This is a genomic window from Coralliovum pocilloporae (assembly GCF_030845175.1).
GTDB classification, from domain to species: domain Bacteria; phylum Pseudomonadota; class Alphaproteobacteria; order Rhizobiales; family Cohaesibacteraceae; genus Coralliovum; species Coralliovum pocilloporae.
This window is the reverse complement of the sequence record NZ_CP132542.1, coordinates 2,591,464-2,603,802: the sequence shown is the minus strand read 5'-3', so window position 1 is coordinate 2,603,802 and position 12,339 is coordinate 2,591,464. Positions and strand designations below refer to the sequence as shown.

Below are 12,339 nucleotides of genomic sequence, written 5' to 3'. Positions count from 1 at the left end.
GTGTTTATGCCCGCCAGGTCGCGCCCTGCATATATACCCCCCTCTAAACTGGATCCTGGATCTGCACTATGCTTGTCCGGGTCGACAGTCTGTGGGTGGAACAGAGACAGTCCATGTGTGAACCACATCTCTTCAGAGCGGGGACTGCTTTTTTCTTATTCTCCCCGCGCTCAGCCGCGCGATAAAGAGAGAGACGGGCTCACATATCCCTGCCCGACTCTCTCTTTAGCGGGCGATGGATGGGCGAATCCGGCCTCTATCCACAGCTTATCCACTGTGTTTTCACAGGCTTTTCAACAGATTAAACGGAGAGTGCCACACTCAGAAGCGGCAGAGATAGCCAGGCTTCTGCGCGCGCCAGGCCTTGTAATCTTCAGCCTCATCCACATCCGGCAGAGGCTCGAGCCGGGCAACAGATGCCTGGCGCGCATTGGCCAGCGTGTCATCCAGCGTTGTTTCAGACGACCAGCGCACCCCATCGAACAGGGAGAGAACCGTTGGCCTGCGCTTCTGGCCGATCAGCCAGTAACCACCATCCAGTGCAGGACCAATCACCACATCGGATTGCCCCAGCGCGCGGAATGCGGTGTCTATGTGATCCGCACTGATGCCGGGAATATCCGAGCCGACAATCACCACTGGCCCGGCTGGCAGACTGTCAAACACATGCTGCATGCGGGCACCGAGGTCCCCCTGCCCCTGGCTCATTCGCCGTACGTGATCCGGCCAGACCGGGCTTTGCAGGTCTCTATCCGGAGCGATTGCCAGATGTGTCTGCCAACGCCCATCCCTGCCCAGCCGCCGGATCAGATTGCCCGTTGCCGTTCTGTAAAAGCGCAGCGCCTCACTCGCGCCGATGCCACGGCTCAAGCGGGTCTTCACCAGCCCCATGCGCGGAGCCTTGACCATGATGACGAGCTGATTGCGGATCACCCGTAGAGCCTTTTGATATGACGGGGTGGAACGCCGAGATAATAGAGCGACAGGCAGACGATATTCCTCATCATGCGGGGCAGGAAACCGTTCTTGCGATAGCGCACTGCGCTGGTAATCGCTTCTGTCCTCAGCCCGTAAAGGCGGCTGCGCCCCACCCGGCGGACAAGGTCCACATCCTCCATCAGCGGCACGGAGCGGAAACCGCCAAGCGCCCGATAAGTCTGCTTGTGGATCAGGAGCCCCTGATCGCCATATGGCAGGGCAAACAGCGCACAGCGGAGAGCAACAATCTTTTCCAACAAGCGGGCCTTGCCACCGAGATCATCAAGGGCAAAGCGGAAATAGGCAGCACGGTCTGTTTGGTCATTTCGTTCGGCCCGCTCGATAAAATGCTCGACCTCCCGAATCCAGCCTTCTGAGAGAACCGTATCCGCATGCAGAAACAGCAGCCAGTCTCCGCGGGCCAGCTCGGCTGCTGCAGCCAGCTGACTGCCCCGGCCCTCTGGCGCATTCAGCCAGTCACATCCGGCATCATCAGACACCGCATGGGTGTTATCACCAGACCCGCCATCGGCGATGATCACCTGGGACACGAGCCCGGCAACTGCCCCCGGCACAAGTGCCGACAGGGTCTGTGGCAAGATCTTTCCAGCATTCAGCGTAGGTATAACAACAGACAGCATGAGCGGGTTTTATCATGCTTTCCCAGCCACACCATAGGATTTTTTGCACCGCAACATATTCCAGATTGGATAGCATCTTATTTGTTCTTGATATGTTCTTATTAACTCACTAATCTGAATAAGAACAATACAGGAACAAAAATCATGCGCCAATCTGCATTTCGCAGTTCGGACAGGGAGCCGTCTGTCGCTACTTCAGGAGCGCCAGGTGCGCGGGTATCTGACGCCCAGATATCTGGCTCCGGAACCCGCGAACCGGATATGCCTGAGTTCAGGGCTCCTGAAGACACACGGATCTCTGCCGATTTCCGGCGCGGGCGGGGGGCTGTTGCCAATCAATCCGGGCGCTATGAATCAGAGACGCGTGTTGCCTTTGATGACGGCTGGGGTCCGGACGAGGATGCTCTCCCTATCCGCACCGATGTGCAGATTGAAAAGCCAAAAAAGATCATCACCCGGAATGACTCGCCAGACATTCCCTTTGACCGGTCAATCAATCCCTATCGGGGTTGCGAACATGGCTGTTCCTACTGCTTCGCCCGCCCGACCCACGCCTATATGGGCCTGTCGCCGGGGCTTGATTTTGAAACGCGCCTGTTTGCCAAACCGGATGCGGCCCGGCTTCTGGAAAAGGAACTGGCCCATCCGAAATACCAGCCGAAGACTCTGGCGATTGGCACCAATACAGACCCCTATCAGCCCATCGAAAAGCAATACCGCATCATGCGGGACGTGCTGGAGGTGCTGGACGCCTGCAATCACCCGGTGGGCATTGTAACCAAGTCAGCACTGATCCAGCGCGATATCGACATTCTGAGCCGCATGGCTGAACGCAATCTGGTCAAGGTGGCCGTCTCCGTCACCACTCTTGACCGCAAACTGCACCGTGCCATGGAACCTCGCGCCGCGGCCCCCGAACGGCGGTTGGAAACCCTGCAGGCCCTCTCTGATGCGGGTATTCCAACCGCTGTTCTCGCAGCTCCCATGGTCCCTGCCCTGAATGATGCCGAGCTTGAAAGCATTCTTGAGGCAGCCAGAGAAGCCGGCGCGCAGGAAGCCGGGTATATCCTCCTGCGCCTCCCTCTTGAGGTAAGCGAGATTTTCCGGGACTGGCTGCTGACCCATTATCCGGACAAGTACAGGCACGTGCTGTCCCTGCTCAAATCCATGCGCGGCGGTCAGGATTACGATTCCACATTTGGTCGCCGAATGCGCGGCCAGGGCCCCTATGCCGAAACCATCCGCAACCGTTTCACCCTCGCCGTGAAACGCCTCGGCCTCAACCGCATGCGAAGACGCCTGTCTTCAGATAGTTTCACAAGGCCAAGAGTCGCAGGGGAGCAACTTGATCTGTTTTGAAGAACAAAGCGACCCCCGGCGGAGAAAAGAGAGAACACTTATCGTAGTGTCCTGATGCCTCGGGGCGTGTCAAACTGTGCAAAATACGCAGGACTGTCGCCTTGCCTCACCTTGGGAGGATTGATGACATCCATTGCGCTGTAAAGCGCCAAAACCCTGGATGGCTCGGGGTGTTCCAGAACGAATTCCAAAAGCCGAATTCCCTGGTCCTCAAGCCCCGCAGCGGTTGGAGGTTCGTCTCCCATATCAATGACAGAAGGTAAAACCCCATCCATGGGCAGCGAGCCGTCCTCGGGAACAGCGAAATAGAAATCGTTCTCAAGCCATCGTTTCTGACCGAGATACTGACCGTGCGCTGAAAGCAGGTTCTCCATGTCTCGGGTTCTCGCAACCCAGCCTCTCAGGCGACGCCCTTCAGCCCAGTCAGATCGAACCGTGTCAACCTGATCAAGACCGAACCATCGCGGTGTCATCGGTGATTGGGCATCGGCATCAATGGCGATGACTTCGAGATAGCAGTCTGTGCCCAACCTGACCCGCCTGTTGTGTGTGCCCATATCAATATGGGAGGCTCCGTTTATCAAGCTGATACCAAGACAATCACCAACATAATCAATACCCTCACCGAGCGTCGGCGCTATCACTGTCATATGATCAAATCGTAACATCAAACACCTTTAAGAAACTCTGCGTGACACGTTTTCACAACCCTAACGGGAAAAGACATTAGAACACAGAAAAAATCGTTCTTCACCGCCTGCAGAGATTAATGTCAGAGCTCCCTCAAACAGGCATGCGCGCACAAAAAGACCCGACAGGAGCATCCCGCCGGGCCTCTGATATCATCCATGCATCGACAGATATCCGTCAGGATGCCTTGCGCTCAGGCCGATTGCCGCCATTGGCTCTGGGGTTGTCATTGGCCGGGCCGCGGCGTTTTCCTGCCGGTTTGCCGGTGAACTTCCCTGCAGGGCGACCGGAGCCGTCTTTTCCTGACTTTGTCCGTTTCTTTGGACGGTTATCAGGTTTACCACCTGCGACTTTCGCCTTGCGGGGACGGCGTGTGAACTCGCGCTCGCCTTCAGACCTGTCATCAGACCGGTTCTGAGTACGGCTGGGAGCACGGTTCTGGGCGGTATCAAAGGCGCTGTCCTGATAGCGATCCTGGTCTCTGTTCGGAGCCTTGCCTCTGGGTTTGCCCTGAGCCTGACCCTGACCCTGGGATTTGCTGCGCGTCTTGTCCTTGGAACGGGGTTTACCCTGCGCCTTACCCTGGGTCTTACCTTGAGGTTTGCGACGCGGAGAACGCTCCTGGCGGCGTTCAGACCGACCTTCAAGCCGACCTTCCGGGCGGAAATCTCCAAACGCGTCTTCGGCATCTGCCTGCTGAGCATTCTCGGTGCCCTCGATCACGTGATGACCGCTGGCGATGGGAATGCCCATCTTCATCAGCCGTTCCACAGAACGCAGCAGTTTCTTTTCTTCCGGCGCACAGAAGGCAATTGCCTCGCCATCCGCACCGGCGCGCGCTGTGCGGCCAATCCGGTGCACATAGATATCCGGCACTTCCGGCAGATTGTAGTTATAGACGTGGGTCACGCCGGGAATATCAATCCCACGGGCTGCCACGTCGGTTGCCACCAGCACCCGGACATTGCCATCACGGAAGGCCTGAATGGCCCGCTCACGCTGGCCCTGGCTCTTGTTGCCATGAACAGAGCTGGCCTTGAAGCCACTGGCGACAAGCAGTTTCATCAGCTTTTCGGCACCATGCTTGGTGCGGGCGAACACCAGAGACAGGGCATCCTTGCGCTCGGACAGGCACCGTTTCAGCAGGTCAGGTTTGCCGCGTGCGTGAACGAAATGCACCGACTGACGGATCTTGTCAGCTGCCTTGCCCGGAGGGCTCACCTCGATCCGGACCGGATCGGTCAGATAGCTGCGGGACAGATCTTCCATCTGCTTCGGCATGGTTGCGGAAAACAGAAGGGTCTGGCGCGGTCTGGCCAGAAGTTTGGCAATCTTTCTGAGAGAGTGGATGAAGCCCAGATCCAGCATCTGGTCAGCTTCATCGAGCACCAGAAAGGTGGTCTTGTCCAGAGTGATGGCCCGACGGTCCACCAGATCAAGCAGGCGACCCGGTGTGGCCACCAGAATATCAGCACCACGCTCCATCCGGCGACACTGACCGGCGATGGAAGCACCACCGATGATCTGCTCCACACGCAGCGGTGTCCGCTTGACGTAAGAGCGCAGGTTTGCACCAATCTGGTTCACCAGTTCACGGGTCGGTGCCAGGATCAGAGCACGGGCTGTTTTCGGCTCAGGGCGCTGATGCTCTTCAACCAGCTTATGCACAAGCGGCAGGCCGAAGGCGGCTGTCTTGCCGGTTCCGGTCTGGGCGAGGCCCATAATGTCATGGCCCTCAAGAACAAGCGGGATCGCTTCGCGCTGAATTGGGGTCGGGGTATCAAAGCCAAGCCCGGCAACGGTCTTGAGCAGGCTGGACGAGAGGCCCAGCGTATCGAAATGTGACAAAGCACGTCCTTTCGGAAACCGTCACCATCGTGACCGTTCCAAATGTATCAAAACAATGCAGATCAGGTCCGGCCATCAGTCGGGCATAAACTGCTGCGGTTGCGACCCAGACTGCCCCCGAAAGACATCGGGCTCTCAGTCGGTCGTCAGCACCCCGCGTGATCTGGGAACCGGGAAGAGCGCCAAGGATGGTTTCAAAACCGATCCGGGCGTTTCAGCGGAAAGCCTCTGCTTTCCATACCAATCGCGATGTTTAAAAAATGCTGCTCACGCGTCAGCCATGCGATAGCGCCGCCACCTATCAATGACTTGCCGGTCAAAGTCAAGCATTCATCTCATACCGGCACACGACAAACTCAGATTGCAAATCAGGTTTTCCTCGTGCAGAAGGTCTGCAGTCGGAGTCTCGTCATGTCCCAGTCCCTGCTGCTGTTTGCGATTACCGAATTTTTCCTGAGCCTTTCCCCCGGTCCTGCCGTGCTTCTGGTCGTCTCCCAGGCCCTGCACAAGTCCGGCTCGGCAGCTTTTGCGTCGATGATGGGGATCATGGCGGCCAACACGCTCTATTTCATCTTGTCAGCCGTCGGCCTCGGGGCGCTGCTGGTCTCCTCCTCTGCCTTGTTTACCGGCCTGAAGATTGCCGGATGCGCCTATCTGTTGTGGATGGCATACGAGATTGTCAGAGATGTCGTCCGCAAGGGCGAGAATGAGCATTATGTCACCTCCGACAGGTCCGTTGTGTCCCGTCGGGCCGGACTCTGGGCCGATTTCTTCAAGGCCTTTCTGGTTCAGGCATCCAGTGTGAAGAATCTGGTCATCTTCCTCTCCATTATTCCACAATTCGTCGACCCGTCCGAACCCGTCCTCTGGCAATTCGTGCTGCTGGGCCTTGTTTCCCTGCTGGTTGAAGCGCCCATTCTGGCCGGTTACGCCATTGCCGCCAGCGCCCTGGGACGCATAAGCAGTGGTCGGGCCAGCACTATCTTTGACCTGACCGCTGCCCTTCTGCTTGTGGTCATCGCCGTCAGCGTCGCTTTGGGAACATAAGGTTCCGGAATGAAAGACACCCCTTTCCCAAGACCTTTGGGGACGCTATAGGCTTGAGGTCAATGACTTCTGATCATTGGATTGCCCATGCCGTCATCGCGCAAGACAGGACAACACACACGCCGTTCCTCTCATCAGCCTCCTGATCACGGGGACCTGTTTCCGGAACCGGACGAGCCAACTTATCAGTTGGAGGCTGATGCAATTACCAGACATGGCGGCCATGTCGCAGGGGTCGATGAGGCCGGGCGCGGCCCTCTGGCCGGCCCTGTGGTCACGGCAGCGGTTATTCTCGACCCCAAAGCCATTCCAGATGGTCTTGACGATTCAAAGAAGCTATCTGCGACCAAACGGGACGCGCTGTTTGATGCGGTAACCGAAGCCGCCCTCGCCATATCCGTCTGCTCTGCCGCACCGGCAACCATTGACCGGCTGAATATTCGCGCGGCAACCTTACAGGCAATGAGCCGGTCTGTTGCCGCCCTGGCCCTCCCGACATCAGCGGCACTGATTGACGGGCGAGATATCCCGCCTGGCCTTCCCTGCCCCGGATCAGCCATTATCAAGGGCGACGGTCGGTCCCTGTCGATTGCCGCCGCCTCCATCATTGCCAAGGTTACCCGTGACAGAATGATGGAACAGCTCGAGCAGTTCTATCCCGGTTACGGGTTGGGCAGGCATATGGGCTATGGCACGAAAATGCACCGAGAGGCGCTCGAACGGCTTGGCCCATCGCCCTGCCACCGGCTCAGCTTTGCCCCGGTTGCCCGTGCAGAAGCGCTGGCAAAGGCGCTGCATGACGGTTAACACTATTGAGGCAGCACTGTTGAGGCAGCACTATTGAAGGCTTTCCCCGGTTCCGGTTGACGCAGATAGCGAATTCAGGTCAGGGTAATTTATTAAGACTTTTAACGAATCAGAGGGTTTCTGCGCCGAAATGGCCCGCACCAGCGCATTTATCATTGGCCTGTCCATGGTGGTCATTGCCGCATCTGTGGGGCTTGTCCTGCATATGCAATATGGCCTTAGCGTGATTGAGGCCCTGCTTGCGTCAACCCTGATGCTCCTGGCTCTGGTTCTGTTCAACAGCCAGTTCCAGCGCAGTCGTGACCGCGAACGGCTGGAGGAAAAGCTGGATGAGGTCCGTCTCGTCAAGACAGAACAGGACCGGGCACTGGAGGATATCCGCAAGGAACTGGCAATCTTTCACCAGACCCTGCCGGAACATATCCGCCACAATCTCGACCCTCTCACAGCTGAGGTGGAGGTTTTTGGCACCCTGATCCGTCAACTGGCAGAAACCATGGCGCAGATGGATGCCCGTATCGACACGCTTGATGAGTGGAAGACCGAGCTGGAACGGAGACTATCTGCTCCGCCACAACGCCGTGCACCGCAACAGCCTCAAGCCGCTTTGGGCGGGCAACAGCGTCATGATGCGCCTCATGATGCACCGACCCGCAATCAGGATGGCATCCGCCAGCGCTGGCCGCAATCCAATCCGGCAGGACCGGACCCGCTGGCCGCAACATTGAGACGATCCATTGCGGAAAACCGCATCGATCTGCATCTGCAGCCGATTGTTACCCTGCCTCAGCGCCAGGTTTTCGCTTATGAAGCCCTGACCCGCGTGCGGGACGAGAATGACACCATCCTGATGCCTGAAGATTACACGGCAGCAGCAGAGGGTGCCGGTGTCATGCCGATGATCGACAACACAATGCTGCTGAAGTCGGTACAGATCCTGCGCCGCATGAACCAGCGCAAGCGGGATGTCTCGATTTTCTGCAACATCTCGGCTGCCAGCCTGATCAATGGCGAATTCTTCGGTAATTTCATGAATTATATAGAGGCCAATCGTGAGCTGGCCGACAATATGATCTTTGAATTCAGCCATGCCACTGTGCGTGAGATGGGGCCGCTGGAATATGAGACCCTCAGTGCCCTGACTGATCTTGGTTTCCGGTTCTCCATGGATCAACTTGAAGATCTGCGGTTTGATTTCCGCGACCTGAACCGTCTTGGCTTCCAGTTCGTCAAGGTTCCCGCCAGCAAGCTGATCACCGGCTGGCCCGATTCCGGATCTGACATCCATGCAGCCGATCTGTCACGGCTTCTGGCGCGCAATGGCCTTGAGATGATCGCTGATGTGATCGAAAACGAAGCAACCGTTGTGGATGTGCTGGAATGTGACGCCCAGTATGGGCAGGGCAATCTGTTCGCACCGCCCCGTCCGGTCCGGGCCGAGGCCATGCGCCCGCTTGAGCGAGACGGGCAGCAAAGCCGCAGAGCTGCGGAATAGGCTGCTTGACCGCATAGGCAAGAGCCGCTACCCACTGTCTCTCTAGTCCCATTTTCAACGGAACTCCGCATCTATGTCCTCCTCGCTTGTGCCGCCATGCCATGGCCTCCGTGACCTTGCCCCACATTACCGCGCTCTTCTGTGCGATGTCTGGGGTGTCATTCACAACGGAGTTCAGTCCTTTGAGACATCGACCCATGCCCTTGAGCGCTATCGTGAGGAAACCGGTGGTGCGGTTATCCTGCTCACCAATGCGCCGCGGCCGCATCAGCCCATTCTGACCCAGCTGGCGGGTCTTGGTGTTCCTGAGACAGCCTTTGATGCCGTGGTCACTTCTGGTGATGTAACTCTGGCTCTGGTGCAGGCTGCAGCTGAGGAAGGCAAAGCCGCCTATCACCTTGGCCCTGAGCGTGACCGCACCCTGTTTGACGGGATTGATATCGAGCTGGTTGAGGAAGATGACGCGGACCTTGTCATCAATACAGGCCTGTTTGATGACACAACAGAAACACCGGAAGACTATGTACACCAGTTCGAGCGGATGATTGAGCGCGATCTGCCGATGATCTGCGCCAATCCGGATCTGGTGGTTGAGCGGGGCGGCAAGACCATCTTCTGCGCCGGTGCTCTGGCAGAAGCCTATGACGCCCTTGGCGGTGAGGTTGTTCTGGTGGGCAAGCCCTATGCACCGGTCTATGAGCGGGCTTTTGACGTACTGGAAGGGCTTCTGGGCGATCGCCCGGCCCTGTCAGATGTGCTCGCTATTGGCGATGGCCTCCGGACTGATATCAAGGGTGCCACCCTGCAGGGGCTGGATGCCCTGTTTGTCACAGGCGGCATTCATTCCTCAGAAGTTGGTGACAGCGAGACACCGGAAGCCGAAAAGGTGACCGCCACACTGATGGAAAACAATCTGAAAAGTATCGGTTTCCTGCGGGATCTCGTCTGGTAAACTGCATCCGATTACCCCTTGATCACACCTGAATTCGGGGCTATCTCACGATAAACAGATCAACAGGCATCGGCTGCCGGACGAGAGCGTAATCACAGATGAGCAAACCGGATCTGAAAATCTATCTGGCTGCCCCGCGCGGGTTCTGCGCTGGCGTGGATCGCGCCATCCAGATTGTCGAACTGGCGCTCGAAAAATACGGCCCGCCGGTTTATGTGCGTCATGAGATTGTCCATAACCGGTTTGTGGTGGAAGGCCTGAAAGCCAAAGGTGCCGTCTTTGTTGAGGAGCTGGACGAGATTCCTGACACGGAACAGCCGGTTATCTTCTCAGCCCATGGGGTTCCGAAGAAGGTTCCCGAGGCAGCGGAAAGCCGCAACATGTTCTACCTGGACGCCACCTGTCCCCTGGTTTCCAAGGTCCACAAAGAAGCACAGATTCATCACAAGCGCGGATATGACATCGTGCTGATCGGCCATAAGGGCCATCCGGAAGTGGTGGGGACTATGGGACAACTGCCCGACGGGGCCGTGACACTGATCGAGACCATTGAAGATGCCCGTGCGCTTCAGCCGAAGAACCCGGACAATCTGGCCTGGATCACACAGACGACCCTGTCTGTGGATGATACCAGCGATATTATCGGCGAGCTGAAACAGCGCTTCCCCAACATTACCGGGCCGCACAAGGATGATATCTGCTATGCCACGACCAACCGGCAGGATGCAGTAAAGGCCATCTCTCCCAAGGTCGATGCTGTGATTGTCGTAGGTGCACCCAACTCGTCAAACTCCAAGCGCCTGCGTGAAGTTGCTGAACGGGAAGGCTGCAGCAAGGCTTTCCTGCTGCAGCGGGCGTCCGATATCGACTGGACCCGGTTCGACGGGGTTGAAGCACTTGGCATCACAGCGGGGGCATCGGCTCCCGAGGTTCTGGTCGAGGAAATGATTGAGGCCTTCCAGTCCCGTTATTCCGTGACTGTCGAGGCGGTCACCACAGCAGAAGAAACCATTGCCTTCAACCTGCCGCGCGAATTGCGGGCATAAGGGTTCACCATGGCCGTTTACACCGACGTCAGTGATGACATGCTGGCCGATTTTCTGGCTCAGTATGAAGCAGGCACTCTCACCTCCTTCAAGGGAATTGCAGAAGGGGTGGAGAATTCCAACTATCTGCTCCACACCACCGGCCTGTCTTATATTCTGACGCTGTATGAAAAACGTGTGGACCCCAATGATCTGCCGTTCTTTCTCGGCCTGATGGAACATCTGTCAGCACGCGGCCTGTCCTGCCCGACACCGATCCGGAACAGGACTGGTGAAACGCTGGGAGAACTGGCCGGACGCCCTGCCGCGCTGATCTCCTTTCTTGAGGGGATGTGGGTCCGACGCCCGAGTGCGCTGAACTGTCGTCAGCTTGGCGAAGCCATGGCCCAGATGCATGTGGCCGGGCAGGATTTCGCCATCGAGCGGCCAAATGCCTTGTCGGTTGAAAGCTGGCGACCTCTGTTTGAGCAATCAGCAGATGACGCTGACACGGTCGCTGGTGGCCTGCGGCAGATCGTGCGCGACGAGCTGGATTATCTGGAGCAGAACTGGCCACAGGATCTGCCTCAAGGGGTTATCCATGCGGACCTGTTCCCGGACAATGTCTTCTTTCTGAGCGATCGCCTCTCCGGACTGATCGACTTCTACTTCGCCTGTAATGATGCCCTGGTCTATGATCTGGCCATCTGCCTCAATGCCTGGTGTTTCGAGCCAGATCTGTCTTTCAATGTGACAAAGGCGAAGGCCCTTCTTGTGGGCTACAGTCGGGTTCGTCCTCTTGAACCGGTCGAATTCGATGCCCTGCCGCTTCTTGCTCGCGGGGCAGCGTTACGGTTCCTGCTGACACGCCTGCATGATTGGCTTCGCGTGCCTCCGGGTGCCCTTGTCACCCCGAAAGACCCGCTTGAATATCTGCGCAAGCTGACCTTCCACCAGAGCGTGGAGACCAGCCGCGCCTATGGTCTTGATCCGTAATTCCAGGACGGTTTCTCATGAGCGACAAACGTGTTGTGATCTATACGGATGGAGCCTGTTCGGGCAATCCGGGGCCCGGTGGCTGGGGCGCTTTGCTGCTTTGGGGTGAGCACGAGAAAACCCTGTCTGGCGGCGAGGCGGAGACCACCAATAACCGGATGGAACTGATGGCTGCGATTGAAGCCCTCAAGGCTCTCAAGAAGCGCTGTCCGGTCGATCTTTATACAGATTCTCAATATGTTAAGGGCGGCATTACCGGCTGGATCCATAATTGGAAACGCAATGGCTGGAAGACGGCGGCCAAGAAACCAGTGAAGAATGCCGATCTCTGGCAATTGCTTGATGAGCAGATTGCCCGCCATGATCTGACCTGGCACTGGGTAAAGGGTCACGCAGGTATTGAAGGTAACGAACGGGCTGACGAACTGGCCCGCGAAGGCATGGCTCCGTTCAAGGCCGCCTGAGTTACAGACTTATACATGAAACACCTTTAACCACAGG

The 12,339-nt window shown here is 57.3% G+C and carries 12 protein-coding genes; 8 read left to right on the top strand and 4 right to left on the bottom strand.

Annotation, left to right across the window (positions count from 1 at the left end; genetic code table 11):
* Positions 1-321 precede the first annotated feature (321 nt).
* Complete coding sequence (locus RA157_RS11925; protein WP_350333347.1) at positions 322-933, bottom strand: TIGR04282 family arsenosugar biosynthesis glycosyltransferase; 612 nt, start codon at positions 931-933, stop codon at positions 322-324.
* Entirely contained in the window at positions 930-1,619 is a 690-nt protein-coding gene (locus RA157_RS11920; protein WP_350333346.1) for a TIGR04283 family arsenosugar biosynthesis glycosyltransferase, read from the bottom strand. The genes RA157_RS11925 and RA157_RS11920 overlap by 4 nt, the downstream gene beginning before the upstream one ends.
* A gap of 261 nt (positions 1,620-1,880) precedes the next feature.
* Between RA157_RS11920 and RA157_RS11915 the strand changes: the two genes are divergently transcribed.
* Positions 1,881-2,978 (top strand): PA0069 family radical SAM protein, encoded by a 1,098-nt coding sequence (locus RA157_RS11915; RefSeq protein WP_434058504.1) that lies wholly within the window; start codon positions 1,881-1,883, stop codon positions 2,976-2,978.
* A 38-nt stretch (positions 2,979-3,016) separates the two neighbouring features.
* Here the strand turns inward: RA157_RS11915 and RA157_RS11910 are convergent, their stop codons facing one another.
* Together RA157_RS11910 and RA157_RS11905 are read right to left on the bottom strand one after the other, a co-directional pair.
* Positions 3,017-3,628: a VOC family protein gene (locus RA157_RS11910; RefSeq protein ID WP_350333344.1), complete on the bottom strand. Its 612-nt coding sequence runs from the start codon at positions 3,626-3,628 to the stop codon at positions 3,017-3,019.
* 217 nt (positions 3,629-3,845) lie between these two features.
* Positions 3,846-5,516, bottom strand: coding sequence for a DEAD/DEAH box helicase (locus tag RA157_RS11905; RefSeq protein WP_350333343.1), 1,671 nt, complete (start codon positions 5,514-5,516; stop codon positions 3,846-3,848).
* A gap of 411 nt (positions 5,517-5,927) precedes the next feature.
* Between RA157_RS11905 and RA157_RS11900 the strand changes: the two genes are divergently transcribed.
* The 7 genes from RA157_RS11900 (at position 5,928) to rnhA (ending at position 12,302) form a co-directional block, all read left to right on the top strand.
* The gene (locus RA157_RS11900; RefSeq protein WP_350333342.1) at positions 5,928-6,563 is read left to right on the top strand and encodes a LysE family translocator; all 636 of its coding nucleotides are present in this window, start codon (positions 5,928-5,930) and stop codon (positions 6,561-6,563) included.
* Positions 6,564-6,650: 87 nt separating this feature from the next.
* Positions 6,651-7,370 (top strand): ribonuclease HII, encoded by a 720-nt coding sequence (gene rnhB, locus RA157_RS11895; RefSeq protein ID WP_350333341.1) that lies wholly within the window; start codon positions 6,651-6,653, stop codon positions 7,368-7,370.
* Between the two features lie 130 nt (positions 7,371-7,500).
* Positions 7,501-8,865, top strand: a complete 1,365-nt coding sequence (locus RA157_RS11890) for an EAL domain-containing protein (RefSeq protein ID WP_350333340.1) — start codon at positions 7,501-7,503, stop codon at positions 8,863-8,865.
* A 73-nt stretch (positions 8,866-8,938) separates the two neighbouring features.
* Positions 8,939-9,817 (top strand): TIGR01459 family HAD-type hydrolase, encoded by an 879-nt coding sequence (locus RA157_RS11885; protein WP_350333339.1) that lies wholly within the window; start codon positions 8,939-8,941, stop codon positions 9,815-9,817.
* 98 nt (positions 9,818-9,915) lie between these two features.
* A complete protein-coding gene (gene ispH / locus RA157_RS11880; RefSeq protein WP_350333338.1) occupies positions 9,916-10,863 on the top strand; it encodes a 4-hydroxy-3-methylbut-2-enyl diphosphate reductase in 948 nt (315 codons plus the stop codon).
* Positions 10,864-10,872: 9 nt separating this feature from the next.
* A complete protein-coding gene (locus RA157_RS11875) occupies positions 10,873-11,838 on the top strand; it encodes a homoserine kinase (RefSeq protein ID WP_350333337.1) in 966 nt (321 codons plus the stop codon).
* Between the two features lie 17 nt (positions 11,839-11,855).
* Positions 11,856-12,302, top strand: a complete 447-nt coding sequence (rnhA, locus tag RA157_RS11870) for a ribonuclease HI (RefSeq protein ID WP_350333336.1) — start codon at positions 11,856-11,858, stop codon at positions 12,300-12,302.
* Positions 12,303-12,339 lie beyond the last annotated feature (37 nt).

Coding starts and splice junctions, on each gene's coding strand:
- RA157_RS11890 (WP_350333340.1), top strand. CDS start 7,501: ATGGCCCGCACCAGCGCATTTATCATTGGCCTGTCCATGGTGGTCATT.
- ispH (WP_350333338.1), top strand. CDS start 9,916: ATGAGCAAACCGGATCTGAAAATCTATCTGGCTGCCCCGCGCGGGTTC.
- RA157_RS11875 (WP_350333337.1), top strand. CDS start 10,873: ATGGCCGTTTACACCGACGTCAGTGATGACATGCTGGCCGATTTTCTG.
- RA157_RS11900 (WP_350333342.1), top strand. CDS start 5,928: ATGTCCCAGTCCCTGCTGCTGTTTGCGATTACCGAATTTTTCCTGAGC.
- RA157_RS11885 (WP_350333339.1), top strand. CDS start 8,939: ATGTCCTCCTCGCTTGTGCCGCCATGCCATGGCCTCCGTGACCTTGCC.
- rnhB (WP_350333341.1), top strand. CDS start 6,651: ATGCCGTCATCGCGCAAGACAGGACAACACACACGCCGTTCCTCTCAT.
- RA157_RS11920 (WP_350333346.1), bottom strand. CDS start 1,619: ATGCTGTCTGTTGTTATACCTACGCTGAATGCTGGAAAGATCTTGCCA.
- RA157_RS11910 (WP_350333344.1), bottom strand. CDS start 3,628: ATGACAGTGATAGCGCCGACGCTCGGTGAGGGTATTGATTATGTTGGT.
- rnhA (WP_350333336.1), top strand. CDS start 11,856: ATGAGCGACAAACGTGTTGTGATCTATACGGATGGAGCCTGTTCGGGC.
- RA157_RS11915 (WP_434058504.1), top strand. CDS start 1,881: ATGCCTGAGTTCAGGGCTCCTGAAGACACACGGATCTCTGCCGATTTC.